We start from the raw sequence: 20063 nt of genomic DNA on the forward strand, positions 1-20063 counted from the left end.
AGAGCTTTTCGTCTCAACCGAGGCGCGCATTCTACGCTTTCCTCAGAGCCTGTCAAGCGTTTATTTTGAAGTTTTTTGCGAGAAACTCGTTTAGCTTCAAACACTTGGCTCGCTGCGATCTCTCGTAGCGGGAGGCGAATCATACAGCGTTTAAAGCCGCTGTCAACCACCATCTTAACCGCTTGCGATCATTCGATCGTAGCCCTTTCAACTCCACCTTAACTATTTAACTCGTTGAATCTCAAGGAGTTTTTCGTTCCGATGTCGCTGGAAGTGGGGCGCATTATAAGGGGATTCGAAAGCGCGTCAACCCTTATTTTCAGAAATGTTTCAAACTGCCCTACCCCGCCCACGAGCGAACTTGGGCAGAGCCCGCGTAATAGCCGGAATACGCAGCAACATCAGTAAAGCGCCAACCCCTGCATAGATCGCCCACTCCCTGAGGTCCGAGCGCACGATCCACAAAAAGTGCAGCAACCCCAAGCCAAGAATCACGTACACCAACCGGTGCAACTTCTTCCACCTGGCCCCCAACCGCCTTTGGCTATAGCGATTCGAGGTCACTGCCAGGGCCAGCAAGCCAAGGAACCCCAGCGCCCCCACAATAATGTAAGGCCGCTTACGCAGCTCCACCGCCAGTTGCCCCCAATCCAGCCCCAGAATAAAGAACAGGTAGGCCAGGATGTGCAGCACGATGTAAGCAAACACCCACAGCCCCAGCTGTCGACGCACCACGACCCAGCCCGACCAGCCTGTCAGCTTCTGTAGCGGCGTCATGCTCAAGGTCACCAGCAGGAAAGTGAGCGCTCCGAGCCCAAGACGATCCATCATGATCTTGCCGGGGTCCGGCCCCAGCAGATTCATCGCTGCCTCATACAACCACCACGCCGGGAACAGGCACCCCACAACGAAGATGGCCAGGCGAAACCAGGGATAGCGCATCAATAGTTCTTCCGCAGATCTAGCCCGCTGTACAGTGAGGCCACTTCATCAGCGTAGCCATTGAACATTTGTGTTTCGCGCACATTGGGGCTGAACAACCCGCTGGGCAACCGCCGCTCACGCGCCTGGGTCCAGCGCGGGTGGTCGACCGTCGGGTTCACGTTGGCATAAAAGCCATACTCATCTGGCGCCAACCCTTGCCAAGTGGTGCCGGGCTGTTCAGCCACCAGGCTGATGCGCACGATCGACTTGATACTCTTGAAGCCATACTTCCAGGGCACCACCAACCGCAACGGCGCACCATTCTGGTTGGGCAACACCCGCCCATACATGCCCACCGCGAGGATAGCCAGCGGGTGCATAGCCTCATCCAGTCGCAACCCCTCTCTATAAGGCCAGTCGATCAGGGCGAAACCGGAGCGCTGCCCCGGCATATGCTGCGGGTCTTTCAATGTCTCGAAGCGCACGTAGCGCGCCTTCGAAGTCGGCTCGACCTGCTTGAGCACCTGCGCCAAGGGAATGCCCAACCAGGGAATGACCATCGACCAGGCTTCGACGCAACGCAACCGGTAGATGCGCTCTTCAAGCTGATAGGGGTTAACGAAGTCTTCCAGCGCATAGCGGCCTGGCTTACCTACCTCACCATCCACTACAACCGACCACGGCTCGGTCTGCAGGCTGTCGCCATTAGCCGCCGGGTCGCCCTTGTCGGGGCCGAATTCATAGAAGTTGTTGTAGTGGGTGGCATCCTTGAAAGGCGTGATCGCCTCCCCCTGCACCGTCACAGCCTGCCAGTGAGCAGAAGCAAGCTTGTCACTGAACCAGCCTGGCGCCTTGCCTGCCTCGACATCGGCATATCGACTGGGCTCTGCCGCCAGCCCCATGCGAGGCAATGCACCCAGCGCCAGGCCGGCCAACGAGCCACCCAGCAGGGTGCGACGGGAAAGGTAGATGCCTTCGGGGGTGATCTCCGACGCTTTGCACTCGGAAGACCTGGGAAGCTTGATGAGCATGGGCGGCTCCACAGCACTGGATAACGGATGTACCAGTAAGACTATGGAGCCGGAGGGTTATTCCAGCATTAAGCGATTTTTACGCTTTGCGCCGGCGCGCCTTCAACAGGAACTGGATCGGCCCCGATGCCGCATAGGCGAGGAAGATCAGCAGCAGGATGCGCGGTGGATCGCTGAACACCACGGCAAACACCAGCACCACCGCCAGGATGGCCACGAACGGTACGCGCCCTTTGAGGTCCAGTTCCTTGAAGCTGTTGTACTTGATGTTACTGACCATCAGCATGCCGGCCGCCGCTACCAACAGCGCCACCAGGAACGACAGCTTGGAGCCCTGGATGCCGTAGTCGCTGAACGCCCACACGGTACCCGCCACCACACCCGCGGCAGCCGGGCTGGCCAGGCCAATGAAGTAACGCTTGTCGGCGGTGCCGACCTGGGTATTGAAGCGTGCCAGGCGCAGTGCTGCACCGGCCACATAGATGAAGGCGACCATCCAGCCGACCTTGCCCATGTCACCCAGCGCCCAGCCGAAGGCCAGCAAAGCCGGGGCCACGCCGAAGGCAACCATGTCCGACAGCGAGTCGTACTCGGCGCCGAAGGCACTCTGGGTATTGGTCATGCGCGCAACGCGGCCATCCAGGCCGTCGAGCACCATGGCCACGAAGATGGCGATGGCGGCAAAGGCGAAGTACTTGCTCGCCTCACGCGGGTCACCGGCACTCAGGGCGCTCTGCGCGCTCATCGAGCTGATGATGGAATAGAAACCGGCAAACAGGTTGGCGGTGGTAAACAGGTTGGGCAGCAGGTAGATGCCGCGGTGACGCACCTTGCGCCCTTCGGCGTCATGCCCTTCTTCAACGTGCTCATCGACAGGTAGCAGGCTTTCGGCGTCGGAGGGCTTGTTCGGCTCTTCGGGACGTTCGCTCATGGAGGGTACCTTGCAACAGGATGGAAAATGTTCGACACGGGCCTGCGAAACAGGTTCTGACGGCAGGCCACTGGTCTGCTTTATACCAGAAGCGGACTGCCAGAACGAAAAAACGCGGCCGAAGCCGCGTTTTTAATCTTTCGATAAGACTTAGTTCTTGGTCTTGTCGACGATTTTGTTAGCCGAGATCCACGGCATCATCGAACGCAGTTGCTCGCCGATGATTTCGATGCCGTGAGCGGCGTTGTTGCGGCGCTTGGCGGTCATCGATGGGTAGTTGGTAGCACCTTCGGAGATGAACATCTTCGCGTATTCGCCGTCCTGGATGCGCTTCAGGGCGTTGCGCATGGCCTTGCGGGATTCTTCGTTGATGACTTCCGGGCCAGTGACGTACTCACCGTATTCGGCGTTGTTGGAGATCGAGTAGTTCATGTTGGCGATGCCGCCTTCGTACATGAGGTCAACGATCAGCTTCAGCTCGTGCAGGCACTCGAAGTAGGCCATTTCTGGCGCGTAGCCAGCTTCGACCAGGGTTTCGAAACCGGCTTTGACCAGCTCGACGGTACCGCCGCACAGAACGGCTTGCTCACCGAACAGGTCGGTTTCGGTCTCGTCCTTGAAGGTGGTTTCGATGATGCCGGTACGGCCACCGCCAACGCCCGAAGCGTAGGACAGGGCGACGTTCTTGGCGTTGCCCGAGGCATCCTGGTAGATAGCGATCAGGTCAGGGATGCCGCCGCCTTTGACGAACTCGGAGCGAACGGTGTGGCCCGGGGCCTTCGGCGCGATCATGATCACGTCGAGGTCGGCACGTGGCACAACCTGGTTGTAGTGGATCGAGAAGCCGTGGGAGAAGGCCAGGGTAGCGCCCTTCTTGATGTTCGGCTCGATCTCGTTCTTGTACAGCGCGCCCTGGAACTCGTCCGGGGTCAGGATCATGACCAGGTCAGCCGCAGCGACAGCGGTAGCAACGTCAGCAACTTTCAGGCCGTGGGCTTCAGCCTTGGCAACGGTAGCCGAACCTTTACGCAGACCGACGGTAACGTCTACACCGGAGTCCTTCAGGTTGCACGCCTGAGCGTGGCCCTGGGAGCCGTAACCGATGATGGCGACTTTCTTGCCCTGGATGATGGAAAGGTCGCAGTCTTTATCGTAGAAAACTTTCATGAAAATACCCCTGGTTATATCTCGGCCCCTGCGGAGCCATCGCTAATTTTTGAATTTAGATGCTGAGCACTTTGTCGCCACGGGCAATGCCGGTAACGCCGCTGCGCACGGTTTCGAGAATCGATGCAGTGCCGATCGCCTGGATGAAGCTGTCCAGTTTGTCGCTAGTACCGCTCAGCTGTACGGTGTACACGCTGGCGGTCACGTCGACGATCTGGCCACGGAAGATATCCGTGGTGCGCTTGATTTCAGCGCGCTGGGCACCGGTGGCCTTGACCTTGACCAGCATCAGTTCACGCTCGATGTGAGCGCTTTCCGACAGGTCGACAAGCTTGACCACTTCGACCAGCTTGTTCAGGTTCTTGGTGATCTGCTCGATCACTTCGTCATGGCCAACGGTGGTCAGCGTCAGACGCGACAGGGTCGGGTCTTCGGTCGGCGCCACGGTCAGGCTTTCAATGTTGTAGTTGCGCTGGGAGAACAGGCCGACCACGCGGGACAGAGCACCGGGTTCGTTTTCCAGCAGCAGGGAAATGATGTGCCGCATATCAGGTACGCTCCGTCTTGCTCAGCCACATGTCACGCATCGAGCCATCCTTGATCTGCATCGGATAGACGTGCTCACTGCGGTCAACCGCGATGTCGATGAACACCAGGCGGTCCTTCATCGCAAACGCTTCTTCCAGCTTCGGCTTGAGGTCCTTCAGGCTGGTGATGCGGATACCCACATGGCCATAGGCCTCGGCCAGCTTGATGAAGTCAGGCAGCGATTCGACGTACGAGTGCGAGTGACGACCGTTGTAGGCCATGTCCTGCCACTGGCGGACCATGCCCAACACACCGTTGTTCAGGTTGACGATCTTCACCGGCAGGCCGTACTGCATGCAGGTGGACAGCTCCTGGATGTTCATCTGGATACTGCCTTCGCCAGTCACACAGGCGACGTCCTGATCCGGGAAGTTGAGCTTGACGCCCATCGCCGCCGGGAAGCCGAAGCCCATGGTGCCCAGGCCACCGGAGTTGATCCAGCGGTTCGGTTTGTTGAAGCGGTAGTACTGCGCCGCGAACATCTGGTGCTGGCCCACGTCGGAGGTGACGAAGGCATCGCCATGGGTCACTTCGCACAGGGTCTCGATGACTTTCTGCGGCTTGATGACGTTGCCGTCGCCCTTGTCGTAAGGGAACAGCTCACCATTGCCACGCCATTCGTCGATCTGCTTCCACCAGGCATCCAGCGCAACCTTGTCAGGCTGCTCGCCGATTTCCTTGAGGATGCCGAGCATTTCGCTGAGCACGCTGTCGACCGGCCCTACGATTGGCACGTCGGCCTTGATCATCTTGGAGATCGACGCCGGGTCGATGTCGATGTGGATGATCTTGGCGTTCGGGCAGAACTTGGCCGGGCCGTTTACAACGCGGTCGTCAAAACGCGCGCCCACGGCAAGGATCACGTCGGCATTGTGCATGGCCATGTTGGCGGTGTAGCTGCCGTGCATGCCGAGCATGCCGAGGAACTGGCGGTCGGTACCCGGGAAGCCACCGAGGCCCATCAGGGTATTGGTGACCGGCAGGTTCAGCGACTTGGCGATTTCGGTCAGGGCTTCGGAGCCACCGCCGAGGATCACGCCACCACCGGAGTAGACGATCGGGCGCTTGGCCGCCAGCAGCATTTCGGCAGCCTTGCGGATCTGGCCGGAGTGGCCACGGACCGCCGGGCTGTAGGAGCGCAGCTTGACCTTTTTCGGGTAGACGTATTCGAACTTCTCAGCCGGGTTGGTCATGTCTTTTGGAATGTCGACCACGACTGGACCTGGGCGACCGGATTGCGCCAGGTAGAATGCTTTTTTCAGAACTTCCGGGATCTCGGTCGGGTTCTTGATCATGAAGCTGTGCTTCACGATCGGCCGCGAGATACCGATCATGTCGGTTTCCTGGAAGGCATCGGTACCCACCATGGTGCTAGGCACCTGGCCGGACAGGATAACCATCGGAATGGAGTCCATGTAGGCGGTGGCAATGCCGGTAATGGCATTGGTCGCGCCCGGGCCGGAGGTTACCAGCACCACACCGGCCTTGCCGGTGGCGCGGGCGTAGCCGTCCGCCATATGGGTTGCCGCCTGCTCGTGACGAACCAGGATGTGTTCCACTTCCGGTTCTTTGAACAGTGCGTCGTAAACATGCAGGAGAGCACCACCAGGGTACCCGTAGATGTGCTTAACGCCTTCGTCACGCAAGAAGCGGACGACCATCTCAGCGCCAGATAAAAGCTCCACGTTGTTCACCTCTAAAACGCCAGAATACCGTCCCTAGTGGACGGGTCTTAATAGGTTTACTGCCAAGCAGAGCATGAGCGAAAACGTCAGCACTGACTGAGCAAGTATTGGGAGCGCCCCAGAGTGTTGCGGGGTTTTCCCACCCAGCGCGAGGTAACGCGTTGCGGGGTGTAACGAGTCGGCGCGGGTGTGCACCTCATGATCTGCTTAGCGGGTCTGCTTCTGGCAGTCCCTCTACAGCGGAAGTTGGATTCTTGTGATTCGGCGCCAACAAGTCAAGAAAAATTATTGCCAATTTTTCCCCAAGATGAATTCCTGCCACCACTAAAAATCGCTTCAGCAGCAGAATTAATAAGATTTCCAAAAAAAAGGGCCACAATCTGCGGCCCTTGAAGGAAAAACTGAAGAAATCAGGCGGAAGGAGCGATCAATTGGTCAAAAGCTGCCAACAGGCGGCGAAGCTCACGACTTTGCTCCGGGCGGTCGGTAAACACGGTTTCGGCCATGACGAGAATGCTCGACGCGTTGGGCAGCGGGTGGCCCAGCTCGATGATGATCTTCATGCGGGGCAGGAAGATCCATTGCAGCCATTGCTCGAAACTGAGGGTATCGACGGCGAACGGCACGGTACTGGCCAATGCCTCGTCGCTTGGCGGTTCGTCATCCCACCAGCCTTGCACCTGCAGCTCTCGCTCGATCAGCAACAGGTGGTCGGCGATGTCCAGAATGCGTTGCTCGATCATCACGAATTGACCCGCGCTTTTTGCCGGGCCAGTGCGGCACCCGCGCTGTCACCCTGCTTTTCACGGGCCTGGGCGATGGTGTTCCACAGCTCGGCCTGCAGGCTTGGGCGGCCGTTGGCGTAAGTGAGCGCGCGGCGCGCCAGCTGCTCGGCCTGAGCCGCATCACCCTGCGACAGGCGCACCTGGGCGAGGCGGTACAACACCTGCGGCTCGCGCGGGGCAATGCGTTGGGCACGCTCCAGGCTGGACGCGGCGCCGTTGAAGTCGCCACTGCCCTGCTGGGTCTTGGCGGTAGTCAGCAATGCCAGTACCGGGCCGTCCAGTTGCTCGTCGGCCGACAGGCCGCCGGCAGCGCTGCTGCGCGGAATGCCGGTTGGCGCGCTGGTGCTTTGCGGGGTGCTGTTCATCGCGGCGATGTCGAACGGTTCGTCGGCGATCGGGTTTGGATTGGTGGTCATTGGCGCCGAACTTACCGGGCCCGGGGTAATCGGGCCAGGCGTGATCGGCGAGGTGCTGATGGGCGCCGCACCATTGGCCGCCGGGAACGTCTGGATGCCCGAGGCACCAGCGCCCTGCGGGATCATCACGGTGACGCCAGAATCCTCGGGTAGCGTCTGCGCCTGGGCGGTGCCCGTGTTATAGCCACCCGCCGAGCGGTTGGCTGTCACGCGTTCGCTGTTGGACACGCGGGTGCTCGAATCGACCACCGGAATATTGCCGCGCGGGACGCTGGAGCACCCCTGGAGCACTGCCAGCGCCGTCACGGCAGGAAACAGCCACTTGTTCACGTCACACCTCATCAATGCAGCCTGTGCTTAGTTCATCCAGCCCTTGACCCAGTCCATGACCGATTCGACTGGGTCCTGCTCACCGCCACAGGTCGCGCCGGCGGGGGGCTCACTGCCGCGAATATACGGCATCTGCACCGCTCCCGGACAGCTGGCATCAGACCCATGACCCGTGTACGGGTCGATCCAGGCCTGCACCACGTTGTCCGGCTGCGGCATGTCCAGCGGCAGCGGGTCGGCCTTCTTCATGAAGCTGGTCCAGACCTGCAGGGCACCAGTGGCACCGGTAAATGGCGTTTTGCCGTTATCATCACGGCCCATCCACACCACAGCCAGCAGGTCCTGGCTGAAGCCGGAGAACCAGCTGTCGCGCGAGTCGTTACTGGTACCGGTCTTGCCCGCCAGGGTCAGCGAGCGCGGCAGGGTGTTGTACACCGATCGGCCGGTACCTTCACGCATGACCCGCTGCATGGCGTTCTGCACCAGATAGATGGCGCCGGGGTCGAAGGTTTGCTGGATCTGGAACGGGTAGCGCTTGAGCGGCTCGCCTTCGGCAGTGAGCACGCTGCGGATACCGCGCATCGGTGTGTTGAAGCCGCCGTTGGCGATGGTCTGGTACATGGTCGCAACCTGCATCGGCGACATGCCGCCGGCACCCAGCAGCATGGCCGGGAAGGCTGGCCAGTCGACATTCACCCCCAGACGGCCGATGGTCTTGATCACGTTGGGCACGCCCACTTCCAGACCGAGCTTGGCGGTCGACAAGTTGTACGAGTTGGCCAACCCCTGATACAGGTAGATGGTCCCGTGCGGGCGACGGTCATAGTTTTGCGGGCGCCATACCTGGCCGTCGGCACCTTTGACCGAGAATGGCTCGTCCTGCACCCAGCTGGTCAGGGTGTACTTGCTCGGCTGCTCCAGCGCCGTCAGGTACACCGACGGCTTGACCAGCGAGCCGATCGGGCGCACAGCGTCGATGGCCCGGTTGAAGCCGGCGAAGCCTGCCTGGCGGCTGCCGATGAGGGCTTGTACTTCACCGGTTTCCGGGTTGGTCACGACCATTGCCGACTCCACCTCGTCAGCGCCCTTGCGCCCCGCCAGGCGCTTGAAGGTCTCGCTCATCGAGGTTTCGGCCTTCATCTGCAGGATCGGGTCGAAACTGGTGAAGATACGCAGCCCTTCTTCGGTCAAGTCTTCGTCGCGGTAGTCCTGGCGCAACTGGCGCTTGACCAGGTCGAGGAAGGCCGGGAACGAGCTGTCAGCCAGGCTGCCACGCTTGGTCACGCCCAGCGGCATTTTCTTCGCTGCATCGACTTCCGCCTGGCTGGCCACACCCTGCTCGGCCACAAGGTCCAGCACCAGGTTACGGCGGGCCAGGGCACGGTCAGGGTAACGCCGCGGGTTGTAGTAGGACGGGCCTTTGACCATACCCACCAGCAAGGCGATCTGGTGCAGTTTCAGCTCCGACAGCGGCTGGCTGAAGAAGAACTGGCTGGCCAGGCCGAAGCCATGCACGGCACGCTGGCCGTCCTGACCGACGAACACCTCGTTGAGGTAGGCCTCCAGGATTTCGCGCTTGTCGTAGTGCAGCTCCAGCAGCACCGCCATCATCGCCTCGGTCAGCTTGCGGCTGAGGCTGCGCTCGCTGCTGAGGTAGAAGTTTTTCACCAGCTGCTGGGTCAGGGTACTGCCACCCTGGCGCATCGAGCCGGACGAGGTGTTGACCCACATGGCCCGGGCAATGGACTTGGGCGACACGCCAAAGTGGCTGTAGAAGTCGCGGTCTTCGGTGGCCACTAGGGTTTCGAGCAAGTACTTGGGCACCTGGTCGATCTTGATCAGGATGCGGTCTTCGAGGTTTTTCGGGTAGATACCGCCAATCATCAGCGGCTCCAGGCGCACCACATCCAGTGCCTTGCCGTTGGCACCGGAAAGGCCCGCCACGTAATCGCCCGAGAAGCGCACGCGCACGAACTGCGCCGGCTCCATGCCCTCGTAGAACTGGAAGCCTCGGGTATTGAGGTCGACGGTATTACCGTTGATCGCCGCAGCACCCGGGCCGTTGGCCGCACTTTCACGGCGGTAGCCGAGCGCATCGAGTTCGGTGAGGAAGTCGTTCTTGCTCAGTTTCTGGCCGGTGAACAGCTCCAGCGGCCGGGCATACACCTTGGCCGGGATGGTCCAGCGTTTGCCGGAGAACTTCTCCTGCACAACGGCATCGAGGTAAACCGCGAAGCCGGCAACGATCACCAGGCCTACCAGGCTGAGCTTCAAAGCCCAGCCCAGCCAGGCGCGGGAGCGGCCGGTCGGGCGTTTCGGAGGGGTACGGGGATTTCGGGTTCGGGTCATGGCGGCGGATTATACGCACTTTATAAAGGCTGGGCAGACGGCCCGGCGGTAGGCAGGGACGGCACCATTGACCATAATGGCGCATTCGAATTCCCTTGCCCCGGAAGGATTTGCCGTGAGCCAAGCTCTTATCACTGCGTTGCAGAACCCAGCCCTGTACCCTCACCCTGTGGATGGGTTCCAGCTCATCGAGACGCATATCTCCTGGGTGCTGCTCACCGGCGAGTACGCCTACAAGATCAAGAAGCCGATGAACTTCGGCTTCCTCGACTTTACAGGCCTGGACCAGCGCCAGCATTTCTGTAACGAAGAGTTGCGCCTCAACCAGCGCCTGACCGATGGTCTGTACCTGGAAGTGTTGCCGATCACCGGTAGTGTTGACGCACCGCAAGTCGGTGGCGAAGGCGAAGCCATCGAGTACGCGCTGAAGATGCGCCAGTTCCCTCAAGGGCAGATGCTCAGCACGCTGCAGGCCAATGGCGAGCTGAACGCCACGCACATCGACCAGATGGCCCGGCAGATCGCCGAGTTTCACTTGCAGGCGCCACGCGTACCGGTGGATCACCCACTGGGCACGCCAGAAAGCGTCATGGCGCCGGTGGAACAGAACTTCGAGCAGATTCGCCCGTTCCTCAGCGACACCGCCGACCTGCAGCAACTCGACGCCCTGCAGGCCTGGGCCCGCAGCAGCTTCGAACGCCTGCATGGCCTGCTGGAAAAGCGCAAGGCCAACGGCTTTATCCGCGAATGCCATGGTGACATCCACCTGGGCAACGCCACGCTGATCGATGGCAAGGTGGTCATCTTCGACTGCATCGAGTTCAACGAACCGTTCCGCCTGACCGACGTCTACGCCGACACCGGCTTCCTGGCCATGGACCTGGAAGACCGCGGCCTGAAATGCCTGGCCCGCCGCTTCATCAGCCAGTACCTGGAACTGACCGGCGATTACGAAGGCCTGGAACTGCTCAATTTCTACAAGGCCTACCGCGCACTGGTACGGGCCAAGGTCGCGTTGTTCAGCATGCCGGCCGATGCCGATGGCGTGCAGCGCGCCACCACCCTGCGTACCTACCGCAACTATGCCAACCTGGCCGAAAGTTACAGCGCCATCCCGTCGCGCCTGCTGGCCATCACTCACGGTGTTTCGGCTGTAGGCAAGAGCCACGTGGCCATGCGCATGGTCGAAGCTCTGGGCGCGGTCCGCGTGCGTTCGGACGTAGAGCGCAAGCGTTTGTTTGGTGAACAACAGCAGGCCGACGCTGGCCAGCTGAGCGCCGGTATCTATGGCCAGGACGCCAATGTAGCGACCTACCAGCGCCTGCACGAAGTGGCGGCAACCGTGCTGCGTGCCGGTTTCCCGGTGGTACTGGATGCCACCTACCTCAAGCGTGAGCAGCGCCAGGCTGCGGCCGACGTTGCCAGCCAGACCGGTGTGCCATTCCTGATCCTCGACTGCCACGCCCCGGATGCGGTCATCGCCAGCTGGCTGGAGCAGCGCCAGGCGCAGAACAGCGACCCGTCGGATGCCACGCTGGAAGTGGTCAAGGCCCAACAGGCCAGCCGTGAGCCGCTGGATGCGCAGGAGCTTGTGCAAAGCACCCAGGTCGATACCCAGACCGCCGGCAGCATGGACCAGGTGATCGAGCAGATTCGCCAGCGCTTGCCTGGGCTCTAAGCTCAGCACTTTCCTGTACCGGCCCCTTCGCGGGCTTGCCCGTGGAGCCCGGTACAGCACATCTCGTCACCCCCGATGGCAAAAGGCCGCGCATTTCCCAACCCCCGCTACACTCCTCTCTGACCTGCTCGCGATTTATCCCCCAGACCCGTTCAGCCATCGCAAGGAGGCTCGATGAACGATGAATTGCAGCATCTGAAGAACCTTGGCAAGACCTCTGCGCAGTGGCTGCACGCAGCCGGCATCCACAGTGCATCGGATCTGCGCCGCCTGGGCGCGGTGGGTGCATACCAGGCCGTGAAGACACGAGGGTTTCGCGCATCAAAGGTGCTGTTGTATGCCATTGAAGGCGCCCTGCTGGACATGCACTGGAACGATTTGCCGCTCGAACGCAAAGAAGCCCTCAACCAACAACTCGACGCGAAGAACCCTTCGCAAAAAAATCCAAAATAATCGTGAAAAGGGGATTGACGGCTAAATGAGAATTGTTATGATTATCACAACTGGTCGCGAGACTGGTTGGATAAGCTAAGAGCCCCTGGTTCGGACTCTCAGATTATCTCCTCATCAGGCTAATCACGGTTATTGACCCGGCAATTTGCCGGGTCTTTTTTTGCCTGTAGGTTTTGTGTCACCGCTCACATTACTGACGAAACTGCGCGCAATAGTCCTGCTCCGGCATCGCCGCCGTGTACCACACGTAATCCGCCTCGCCTGGCTCAACCTGCTCACCCACCTCGGTAAGCAGCAGGACCTTGCTCTCCCCCGATGCGCCCAGATCAGCCAGATGCAACGGCACGCCCAAGTCCTTGCGCGCGTGATAGGCCCCGGCGAACAGCAACGCCGGCTGCGGTGCCGCCAGCAAGCGCTCGGCCATGCGCCGGTCGCGCTGTTGCTGCACGGCCAGCATCGCTGGCAACTGGCTTTCAGGCAGCATCCCGCAGTGCCCAGCGCGCACTTGCTCCAGCAACGCAGCCTTTACCGTTGGAGCATTGGACTTATCACCTTTTAACGAAGCGGGCTGCCGATAAGCCTGGCGCATTTCGCCAGGCGACAGATTGGCCGCCAGCAGCGGCACGCGCTGCTGCAAGGCCTCACGCACGATCGGCCCGTACAACGTCCAATCCCAACCCTCTTGCCACGCCAGGGCCTTGGGCAGGTCTGCCGGCACAGCATGCGCCTGCACCTTGTCGACCAGCGGTTGCTGCTCGGGCTGCAGCATTTCCAGCAAGAGGCTGCCTTGCGCGCGCCGAGCGTGCAAAGCGCGTAGCAGCCAAAGCTGCAGCGCATGATGATCGGGGTTGTCGTGCTTCTCGCCCACCATTACTCGGGGCGCGTCTGCCAAGCGCTGCACCAGCTGCTCAGGGCTGATCACCTGACCAGTGGCAAGGTCGATGATGTGCCCCAACTCGGCATGCGTACGCCCTTCGCTGCTCTGCCAGGCGGGTAATGGCGGCAAGCTGGCCTGGCAGCCACCCAGTGACGACATCAGGCATAGCATGAGACCAGACAGCAGCAGATGACGCATCGGCAATGCCTCCTAGCGGGTGATGATCAGTGGGTGCCCACGCTCCGGGTGCGCCTGCACCAGCACGTCAATACCGTATACCGCCTTCAACGCTGCGGGTGTCAACACCGCCTCGGGCGTGGCAAAGGCATGGCAGCGCCCCTGTTCCAGCAGCAGGATACGGTCACAGTAACGCGCCGCCAGGTTCAAGTCGTGCAGGATCACCAGCACTGCGGCGCCGCGGTCGGCGAAGCGGCGTACAGACTCCAGCGTCGTGTGCTGGTGCAGGGGGTCGAGCATCGAGGTCGGCTCGTCGAGCAGTAGCGTGGTGCCCTCTTCGCCCGGCCACAACTGCGCCAGCACGCGGGCCAGGTGCACGCGCTGCCGCTCACCTCCCGATAAGGCCAGGTAACTGCGCTCGACCAAATGCCAGGCATCTGCCGCCTGCAAGGCCGCCTCGACAATTTCTGCATCGCGCCGCTGCCCGGTGCCATGCGGCATGCGGCCCATGCTCACAACCTCTTCCACCCGGAACGAGAAGCCCAGGCTAGACACCTGCGGCAGCACCGCCAGGCGCCTGGCACGCTCCTGCCCACCCCAGTCAGCCAATGGCCGTCCCTGTAGCGTTACCTGTCCACGGTCCGGTGCCAGTTCGCCACACAACACCCCCAACAGGCTGCTTTTGCCGGCACCGTTGGGGCCTAGCACACCCACAACCTGCCCCGGGCTCAGTTGCAGGTGAATGTCATGCAGCACCTCATTGCTGCCCCGCCGCAGGTGCAGCCCTTCCACTTGCAACATCAGCTGCGCCCTCTTATCAGCAAGAACAGGAAGAACGGCGCACCGATAAAGGCCGTGACGATACCGATCGGCAACTCGGCAGGCGCCAGCAGCAGCCGTGCGGCCAGGTCGGCGAACAGCATCAGCACGCCGCCCGCCAGCAACGACGCCGGCAGCACCACCCGGTGATCAGGCCCGGCCAGCAAGCGCACCAGGTGTGGCACCACCAGGCCGATGAAACCGATCAGCCCGGCGGCAGCCACCGCTGCCCCCACCCCCAGCGCCGTGCAGAACACCAGCTCACGCTTGAGCCGCTCCACATCAACGCCCAGGTGGCGTGCCTCCGACTCTCCAAGCAACAGGGCATTCAGTGCCTTGGCCCGGCGCGGCAGCCACACCGCTACCCCCGCCGCCACCAGTAGCAGCGGCCACAGCCGCTCGTAGCTCGCGCCGTTCAGGCTCCCGAGGTTCCAGAACGTCAGGGTGCGCAGGGTAGCGTCGTCGGCCAGGTAAGAGAACAGCCCCACGGCCGCGCCGCCCAGCGCGGTCATGGCCACACCGGCCAGCAGCATCGTCGCCACGTTGGTCTGCCCATCGCGCCGCCCCAGGCGGTAAACCAGCGCGGTTACCCCAAGCCCCCCGACAAACGCGCAAAAGGACAGCAAATAGGGCGCGAAGGCCTCCGGCATGGCGCCAAACCAGGCACCGCCGACAATGGCGACCGCAGCCCCCATCGCAGCCCCGGCGGCCACCCCCACCAGCCCTGGGTCGGCCAGCGGGTTACGGAACAGCCCCTGCATGGCCACACCGGACAGCGCCAGCACCGCGCCCACCGCCAACCCCAACAGAGTACGCGGCAGACGGATCTGGCCCAGGATCATCTCGGCCTGTTGCAGGCCGTCAGCCGCAATCGGCAGCCCCAGCAGGCGCAGGCCGGCGCGCAGGGTGTCGAACAGCGGCAGGCTGACCGGCCCCAAGGCCAACGACAGCCAGACCGCCAACAGGCACAACAGGCTCAGGCAAATGAACAACGTACGTGGCTGTACCCGCTGCTTCATTGTGCAAAGCTGGCCTTGGCCGCCGGGTAGAAGTTGCCAGCCAGCGACTGCAAGGTAGCCGGCAGCCGTGGCCCAAGACCGCCGACCAGCAATGTGGGGTCAAGCGATACAAGGCGCTTCTCACGCACTGCACGGGATGCCACCAGCGCGGGGTTTTCTTTCAGCAGCGCCTGCAAGGCCTGCTCATCGGCCAGCGCCCGGTCGGAGAACACGATCACATCCGGGTCCAGCGCGGCCAGTGCTTCGTTGGAGAAATTCTTGTAACCCTGATGCGCTGCCAGGTTACGCCCACCCGCCTGGCCCAACAGCCAGTCACCCGCAGTGCCCTGCCCGGCAATCAGCGGCTTGGCGCCGGCATGCCCGACGAGTAGCAGCACGCCCGGCGCCTTGTGCCCTGCCTGGGCCTGCTTGACCTTGGCCTGCAAACCCTCGAGTTGCTGGTGGTAACTGGCCGACAACGCCGACGCTTGCTGCTCGGCGCCAAGCAGCTGGCCCAGGTGCTTGAGGTTTTCATCCACCGCCGACAGCTCGGCCTTGCTGGAAAACAACTCCACCTGCACACCCGCCTTGCGGATTTGCGCCAGCACCGGTGGCGGGCCCATTTCTTCGGTGCCCACCAGCACATCCGGGCGCAGGCTGAGGATGCCTTCTGCCGACAGTTGCCGCTGGTAACCCACGCTAGGCAGTGATTTCAACGATGCCGGGTGCTGGCTGGTGGTATCAACCCCCACCAGCCGCGCTTCACCGCCCAGTGCTGTTATCCACTCACTCAGTGCACCACCGGCGCTGACCCAGCGTTGCGGCAGCTCGGCCGCCAGGGCCTGGGTAGAGAGCACAAGGCTTGCGCACAGCGCGAGCAAGGCGACGGGACGGCGCATCATCGGGTTCCTTCTGAAGGCGGACCACACGCCTTGTGGCGAGCGGCAGAACTGCGCACCATAGGTAGCCAGGCGCAGCGAATGCGGGCAATTTGATAATTATTCGCATTGACGCGTCAAGCCATCATCTGTTTCACGAGTCGTCCTTGCCATGCACTTCCTTTGTACCTCCCACGGCCTGGCCGAAGGCCAAAGCCGCGCCTTCAGCGTAGACGGCGTCGAACTGTTCGGCGTGCGCCGCCAAGGCCAGGTGTACCTGTACCGCAACCGCTGCCCGCATCGGGGGATCCCGCTGAACTGGGCAGAAGACGCGTTTCTGGACGACAGCGCCAGCCTCATCCACTGTGCCCACCACGGCGCACTGTTCCTGATAGAAAGCGGCGAATGTGTGGCCGGCCCCTGTGAAGGAGAGCAACTTCAGCCCATGGGCTGCCATGAAGACAGCCAGGGCATCTGGTTCAAGGGTTGAGCAGCACTGGCAAGCGGCGGTCGATGACGATGCCTTCAGCGTCCAGGCGGGTACCGTAAGCCAGTACCTCCACTCCGTCGGCCACAGCGGTACGCAGGGCCTGAGCGTAGGCGCCGTCGATTTCCTCGGCCGGGCGCACGGCATCGATACCGGTCAGGTTCACACAGTACAGTTGTACCGCCCGTACGCCCTGCCGGGCCAGCGTGGCCAACTCGCGCAGGTGCTTGGCACCGCGCTGGGTCACCGCATCCGGGAACGCTGCGACCGTGCTGTCGGGGTAGCCCAAGGTCACGCTCTTGACCTCGACGTACACGGGCGCACCGTCAAACTCCAGGCGAAAGTCGATCCGGCTGCCTTCCTCGCCGTAAGCCACTTCGCGCTTGAGCGCCGTGAAACCGGCCAGCTCGGTAATCACGCCTGCCCGCAGTGCCTCCTCGACCAGCGCATTGGCCCGCCCGGTATTCACACAGGCCAGCCGCCCCTGCGGCGTTTCGCTGATTTCCCAAGTGCCCGGCAGCTTGCGCTTGGGGTCGTTAGAGCGGCTGAACCACACCTGCCCGCCTTCACGCATGCAGTTGAGCATGGAGCCGGTGTTGGGGCAGTGAATAGTCAACTGTTCACCGTTGGCCAGTTCGATATCGGCCAGAAAGCGCTTGTAGCGGCGCAGCAGGCGGCCCTGTTCAAGTGAAGGAGAGAAACGCATCAGCCTTGCCAGCTCCGCAGGCCACGGGCAATGCGCTGCACCGCCTCTTCCAGGCGTGGCAGGCTCTGGGTGTAGGCAAAGCGCACATGGTGGCCGGCCAGGTGGCGGCCGAAGTCCAGGCCCGGCGTCAAGGCCAGGTGCTCGGTTTCCAGGAAGTGCCGACAGAAGGCGAACGCATCACCGCCAAAGACACTGATGTCGGCATACAGGTAGAACGCGCCCTGTGGCTCGACGGCAATACGGAAGCCCAGTTCGCGCAGGGCTGGCAACAGATAGTCGCGGCGGCGGGCGAATTCGGCGCGGCGTTCTTCGAAAATGGCCAGGGTTTCCGGCTGGAAGCATGCCAGAGCGGCATGCTGCGCCATGCTAGGTGCGCTGATGTACAGGTTCTGCGCCAGCTTTTCCAGATCGGCCACTGCGCCAGGCGGCGCCACCAGCCAGCCGAGGCGCCAACCGGTCATGCCGAAATACTTGGAAAAACTATTCAGGACGAACGCCGAGTCGTCGACTTCCAGCACGCTTGGCGCGTCCATGCCATAGGTGAGGCCATGGTAGATCTCGTCCACCACCAGGTGGCCGTGACGCTCATGGGTGGCCCTGGCAAGGCTGGCCAGCTCGTCACGCCCCAGCACGGTGCCGGTCGGGTTGGCTGGCGAAGCGACCAGAGCGCCCACCGTGTCCTTGTCCCAGTAACGGTCGACCAGGTCGGCTGTCAGTTGGTAATTCACATCCGGCCCTACCGGCACCAACTGCGCGCCACCCTCGACCAGGCGCAGGAAGTGGCGGTTGCACGGGTAGCCCGGGTCGGCCAGCAGCCAGTGCTTGCCCGGGTCAACCAACAGGCTGCTGGCCAACAGCAATGCGCCAGAGCCACCCGGGGTAATGAGGATGCGCTCCGGGTCGATATTCAGCCCATACCGCTGGCCATAAAAGCCGGCGATGGCTTCGCGCAGTTGTGGCAGCCCACGTGCAGCGGTGTAGCGGGTGTGCCCGGCGGCCAGTGCCGCCTGGCCGGCCGCGACGATGGGCGCGGCCGTGGTGAAGTCCGGCTCACCGATTTCCAGGTGGATCACGTCATGCCCGGCCGCCTGCAGCTCGTTGGCCCGGGCCAGCAGTGCCATGACATGAAAGGGTTCGATGGCGCGACTGCGCGCACTGTAGGGGTGGGCCATGACCTTCTCTCAATTGGGTCTAAACTGGAGATTCTACCTCTGCACGCCACCGAACGTACGGCTCAGGCCGCTGTCAATTGCCAGTAACAGGCGGGGTAGCGCACCCCCGATCTATCTGGTAAGTTCGGCGGCTCGCAGTCGCAGGGCCGGCGGGTGCCGGAGATGGAGCAGCCTGCGCATTGGATCAGATGAGTGAGAGGCGGTCTATTCATGTCCACCGTAGAAAAGCAAAAAGCCCAGACCATGTACGGTGTCGAGCCATACGTAGAAACCAAGGGTGAAGAGTACATGGGCGAACCCATGAAAAAGCACTTCACCAAGCTTCTCGGCGCCTGGAAGCAAGAGCTGATGACTAGTGTGGACCGCACTGTGGACCACATGAAGGACGAAGCAGCCAACTTCCCCGACCCGGCCGACCGCGCCAGCCAGGAAGAAGAATTCGCCCTGGAGCTGCGCAACCGCGACCGCGAGCGCAAGCTGATCAAGAAAATCGACAAGACCCTCGACAAGATCAAGGCCGACGAATACGGCTGGTGTGAGTCGTGCGGTATCGAAATCGGCCTGCGCCGCCTGGAAGCCCGTCCGACCGCGGACCTGTGCTTCGACTGCAAGGAAATCGCCGAGAAAAAGGAAAAAACGGTCGGCAAAGGCTGATCTTTCTTCCACCTGAACGGGGCGCTCGATGCGCCCCGTTTCATTTATATGCCCAGCCAGACCATGACCGACTCCAGCTACATCGGGCGTTTCGCCCCCACCCCCAGCGGCTTCCTGCACTTCGGCTCGCTGGTCGCCGCCCTCGCCTCCTGGCTCGATGCCCGCGCCGTCAATGGCCGCTGGCTGCTGCGCATGGAAGACACCGACCCACCCCGCGAAATGCCCGGCGCCCGCGATGCCATCCTGCAAACCCTCGAACGTTACGGCCTGGAATGGGATGGCGAGGTCGTGTTCCAGAGCCAGCGCCACGACGCCTACGCGGCGGTGGTCGACCGCCTGTTCAACATGGGCCTGGCTTATGCCTGTACGTGTTCGCGCAAGCAACTGGAGGGTTACAACGGGATTTACCCGGGCCTGTGCCGCAACGCCGGGCATGCCCGTGAAGGCGCGGCAATCCGCTTGCGCGTGCCCGAGCTGATCTACCGCTTTACCGACCGGGTACAGGGTGAGTACCAGCAACACCTGGGGCGTGAGGTGGGCGACTTTGTCATCCAGCGCCGTGACGGGCTGTATGCCTACCAGCTGGCGGTGGTGCTGGACGATGCCTGGCAGGGTGTTACCGATATCGTGCGTGGCGCCGACCTGCTCGACAACACCCCGCGCCAGCTGTACCTGCAAGAGCTGCTGGGCTTTTCACAGCCGCGCTACCTGCATATTCCGCTGATCGTACAGCCGGACGGGCACAAGCTGGGCAAGTCATACCGCTCGCCGCCGTTGCAGGCGGAGCATGCTACGCCGTTGTTGCTGCGCGCGTTGCGGGCGCTGGGGCAAGAAGCAGACCCCGAGTTGCTGTTGGCAACACCGGCTGAAGTGCTGGCGGTGGCGCGCAAGCAGTGGCGGCCAGAGGCGATTGCGCAGCGGACCACGGTGCCAGAGGCTGATTTGCGCTGAGGCCGGC

The 20063-nt window shown here is 62.2% G+C and carries 20 protein-coding genes; 5 read left to right on the forward strand and 15 right to left on the reverse strand.

The genetic code is table 11. The features are described from left to right. Positions 1 to 330: 330 nt before the first annotated feature. From msrQ to mrcB, 9 genes are all read right to left on the reverse strand, one after another. A complete protein-coding gene (msrQ, locus tag QQ992_RS24205) occupies positions 331 to 942 on the reverse strand; it encodes a protein-methionine-sulfoxide reductase heme-binding subunit MsrQ (RefSeq protein ID WP_119371459.1) in 612 nt (203 codons plus the stop codon). Beyond that, positions 942 to 1955 carry a protein-methionine-sulfoxide reductase catalytic subunit MsrP gene (gene msrP / locus QQ992_RS24210; RefSeq protein ID WP_286111319.1) on the reverse strand — a complete coding sequence of 338 codons (1014 nt, stop codon included), beginning with the start codon at positions 1953 to 1955 and terminating at the stop codon, positions 942 to 944. Before msrP ends, msrQ begins: the two co-directional genes overlap by 1 nt. 79 nt (positions 1956 to 2034) lie before the next feature. Continuing rightward, positions 2035 to 2886 (reverse strand): CDP-diacylglycerol--serine O-phosphatidyltransferase, encoded by an 852-nt coding sequence (gene pssA / locus QQ992_RS24215; RefSeq protein ID WP_003250045.1) that lies wholly within the window; start codon positions 2884 to 2886, stop codon positions 2035 to 2037. A gap of 150 nt (positions 2887 to 3036) precedes the next feature. Beyond that, positions 3037 to 4053 (reverse strand): ketol-acid reductoisomerase, encoded by a 1017-nt coding sequence (gene ilvC / locus QQ992_RS24220; protein ID WP_003250043.1) that lies wholly within the window; start codon positions 4051 to 4053, stop codon positions 3037 to 3039. Between the two features lie 55 nt (positions 4054 to 4108). After that, positions 4109 to 4600, reverse strand: a complete 492-nt coding sequence (gene ilvN / locus QQ992_RS24225) for an acetolactate synthase small subunit (RefSeq protein ID WP_003250040.1) — start codon at positions 4598 to 4600, stop codon at positions 4109 to 4111. A 1-nt stretch (position 4601) separates the two neighbouring features. Next, positions 4602 to 6326, reverse strand: coding sequence for an acetolactate synthase 3 large subunit (locus tag QQ992_RS24230; protein WP_060498430.1), 1725 nt, complete (start codon positions 6324 to 6326; stop codon positions 4602 to 4604). Between the two features lie 410 nt (positions 6327 to 6736). Further along, the gene (locus QQ992_RS24235) at positions 6737 to 7069 is read right to left on the reverse strand and encodes a YqcC family protein (RefSeq protein WP_019099850.1); all 333 of its coding nucleotides are present in this window, start codon (positions 7067 to 7069) and stop codon (positions 6737 to 6739) included. Next, complete coding sequence (locus tag QQ992_RS24240) at positions 7069 to 7869, reverse strand: tetratricopeptide repeat protein (protein ID WP_105948671.1); 801 nt, start codon at positions 7867 to 7869, stop codon at positions 7069 to 7071. The genes QQ992_RS24235 and QQ992_RS24240 overlap by 1 nt, the downstream gene beginning before the upstream one ends. A gap of 15 nt (positions 7870 to 7884) precedes the next feature. Next, on the reverse strand, positions 7885 to 10206 hold the full coding sequence (gene mrcB, locus QQ992_RS24245) for a penicillin-binding protein 1B (protein ID WP_105948672.1): 2322 nt from the start codon (positions 10204 to 10206) through the stop codon (positions 7885 to 7887). Positions 10207 to 10321: 115 nt separating this feature from the next. On the opposite strand from mrcB, the gene QQ992_RS24250 reads away from it, so the two are divergent. Further along, a complete protein-coding gene (locus QQ992_RS24250; protein ID WP_286111321.1) occupies positions 10322 to 11884 on the forward strand; it encodes a bifunctional aminoglycoside phosphotransferase/ATP-binding protein in 1563 nt (520 codons plus the stop codon). A gap of 174 nt (positions 11885 to 12058) precedes the next feature. Next, positions 12059 to 12337 (forward strand): TfoX/Sxy family protein, encoded by a 279-nt coding sequence (locus QQ992_RS24255; protein WP_060498420.1) that lies wholly within the window; start codon positions 12059 to 12061, stop codon positions 12335 to 12337. Positions 12338 to 12527: 190 nt separating this feature from the next. Here QQ992_RS24255 and QQ992_RS24260 read toward each other — a convergent pair whose 3' ends face one another. From QQ992_RS24260 to QQ992_RS24275, 4 genes are read right to left on the reverse strand one after another with little or no spacing between them, the layout of a single operon-like run. After that, complete coding sequence (locus QQ992_RS24260) at positions 12528 to 13412, reverse strand: ChaN family lipoprotein (protein ID WP_286111322.1); 885 nt, start codon at positions 13410 to 13412, stop codon at positions 12528 to 12530. Positions 13413 to 13424: 12 nt separating this feature from the next. Beyond that, positions 13425 to 14192, reverse strand: a complete 768-nt coding sequence (locus QQ992_RS24265) for a heme ABC transporter ATP-binding protein (protein WP_119371466.1) — start codon at positions 14190 to 14192, stop codon at positions 13425 to 13427. After that, positions 14192 to 15175 carry a FecCD family ABC transporter permease gene (locus QQ992_RS24270; RefSeq protein ID WP_286113997.1) on the reverse strand — a complete coding sequence of 328 codons (984 nt, stop codon included), beginning with the start codon at positions 15173 to 15175 and terminating at the stop codon, positions 14192 to 14194. The genes QQ992_RS24265 and QQ992_RS24270 overlap by 1 nt, the downstream gene beginning before the upstream one ends. 50 nt (positions 15176 to 15225) lie before the next feature. Then, positions 15226 to 16110: a heme/hemin ABC transporter substrate-binding protein gene (locus QQ992_RS24275; protein ID WP_286111323.1), complete on the reverse strand. Its 885-nt coding sequence runs from the start codon at positions 16108 to 16110 to the stop codon at positions 15226 to 15228. Between the two features lie 148 nt (positions 16111 to 16258). Between QQ992_RS24275 and QQ992_RS24280 the strand changes: the two genes are divergently transcribed. Continuing rightward, positions 16259 to 16576 (forward strand): Rieske (2Fe-2S) protein, encoded by a 318-nt coding sequence (locus QQ992_RS24280; protein ID WP_016712065.1) that lies wholly within the window; start codon positions 16259 to 16261, stop codon positions 16574 to 16576. Here the strand turns inward: QQ992_RS24280 and sfsA are convergent. Next, complete coding sequence (gene sfsA, locus QQ992_RS24285; protein ID WP_286111324.1) at positions 16566 to 17279, reverse strand: DNA/RNA nuclease SfsA; 714 nt, start codon at positions 17277 to 17279, stop codon at positions 16566 to 16568. The genes QQ992_RS24280 and sfsA overlap by 11 nt on opposite strands. Then, positions 17279 to 18451 carry a pyridoxal phosphate-dependent aminotransferase gene (locus QQ992_RS24290; protein WP_286111325.1) on the reverse strand — a complete coding sequence of 391 codons (1173 nt, stop codon included), beginning with the start codon at positions 18449 to 18451 and terminating at the stop codon, positions 17279 to 17281. The genes sfsA and QQ992_RS24290 overlap by 1 nt, the downstream gene beginning before the upstream one ends. 210 nt (positions 18452 to 18661) lie before the next feature. Here QQ992_RS24290 and dksA point away from each other — a divergent pair, with 210 nt between their 5' ends. After that, positions 18662 to 19105, forward strand: a complete 444-nt coding sequence (gene dksA, locus QQ992_RS24295; protein ID WP_012274224.1) for an RNA polymerase-binding protein DksA — start codon at positions 18662 to 18664, stop codon at positions 19103 to 19105. Positions 19106 to 19168: 63 nt separating this feature from the next. Beyond that, positions 19169 to 20056 carry a tRNA glutamyl-Q(34) synthetase GluQRS gene (gene gluQRS, locus QQ992_RS24300; protein WP_177410905.1) on the forward strand — a complete coding sequence of 296 codons (888 nt, stop codon included), beginning with the start codon at positions 19169 to 19171 and terminating at the stop codon, positions 20054 to 20056. Positions 20057 to 20063: the final 7 nt, after the last annotated feature.

The sequence above is a fragment of the Pseudomonas kurunegalensis genome, assembly GCF_030291635.1.
Taxonomy (GTDB): domain Bacteria; phylum Pseudomonadota; class Gammaproteobacteria; order Pseudomonadales; family Pseudomonadaceae; genus Aquipseudomonas; species Aquipseudomonas monteilii.

What these genes read in the sequence shown, in the direction of transcription:
- QQ992_RS24260 (WP_286111322.1), bottom strand. Translation starts at nt 13,412, where the DNA reads ATGCGTCATCTGCTGCTGTCTGGTCTCATGCTATGCCTGATGTCGTCA.
- mrcB (WP_105948672.1), bottom strand. Translation starts at nt 10,206, where the DNA reads ATGACCCGAACCCGAAATCCCCGTACCCCTCCGAAACGCCCGACCGGC.
- pssA (WP_003250045.1), bottom strand. Translation starts at nt 2,886, where the DNA reads ATGAGCGAACGTCCCGAAGAGCCGAACAAGCCCTCCGACGCCGAAAGC.
- msrP (WP_286111319.1), bottom strand. Translation starts at nt 1,955, where the DNA reads ATGCTCATCAAGCTTCCCAGGTCTTCCGAGTGCAAAGCGTCGGAGATC.
- QQ992_RS24280 (WP_016712065.1), top strand. Translation starts at nt 16,259, where the DNA reads ATGCACTTCCTTTGTACCTCCCACGGCCTGGCCGAAGGCCAAAGCCGC.
- QQ992_RS24240 (WP_105948671.1), bottom strand. Translation starts at nt 7,869, where the DNA reads ATGAGGTGTGACGTGAACAAGTGGCTGTTTCCTGCCGTGACGGCGCTG.
- QQ992_RS24290 (WP_286111325.1), bottom strand. Translation starts at nt 18,451, where the DNA reads ATGGCCCACCCCTACAGTGCGCGCAGTCGCGCCATCGAACCCTTTCAT.
- QQ992_RS24255 (WP_060498420.1), top strand. Translation starts at nt 12,059, where the DNA reads ATGAACGATGAATTGCAGCATCTGAAGAACCTTGGCAAGACCTCTGCG.
- msrQ (WP_119371459.1), bottom strand. Translation starts at nt 942, where the DNA reads ATGCGCTATCCCTGGTTTCGCCTGGCCATCTTCGTTGTGGGGTGCCTG.
- QQ992_RS24275 (WP_286111323.1), bottom strand. Translation starts at nt 16,110, where the DNA reads ATGATGCGCCGTCCCGTCGCCTTGCTCGCGCTGTGCGCAAGCCTTGTG.
- ilvN (WP_003250040.1), bottom strand. Translation starts at nt 4,600, where the DNA reads ATGCGGCACATCATTTCCCTGCTGCTGGAAAACGAACCCGGTGCTCTG.
- gluQRS (WP_177410905.1), top strand. Translation starts at nt 19,169, where the DNA reads ATGACCGACTCCAGCTACATCGGGCGTTTCGCCCCCACCCCCAGCGGC.
- ilvC (WP_003250043.1), bottom strand. Translation starts at nt 4,053, where the DNA reads ATGAAAGTTTTCTACGATAAAGACTGCGACCTTTCCATCATCCAGGGC.
- QQ992_RS24265 (WP_119371466.1), bottom strand. Translation starts at nt 14,192, where the DNA reads ATGTTGCAAGTGGAAGGGCTGCACCTGCGGCGGGGCAGCAATGAGGTG.
- QQ992_RS24235 (WP_019099850.1), bottom strand. Translation starts at nt 7,069, where the DNA reads ATGATCGAGCAACGCATTCTGGACATCGCCGACCACCTGTTGCTGATC.
- sfsA (WP_286111324.1), bottom strand. Translation starts at nt 17,279, where the DNA reads ATGCGTTTCTCTCCTTCACTTGAACAGGGCCGCCTGCTGCGCCGCTAC.
- dksA (WP_012274224.1), top strand. Translation starts at nt 18,662, where the DNA reads ATGTCCACCGTAGAAAAGCAAAAAGCCCAGACCATGTACGGTGTCGAG.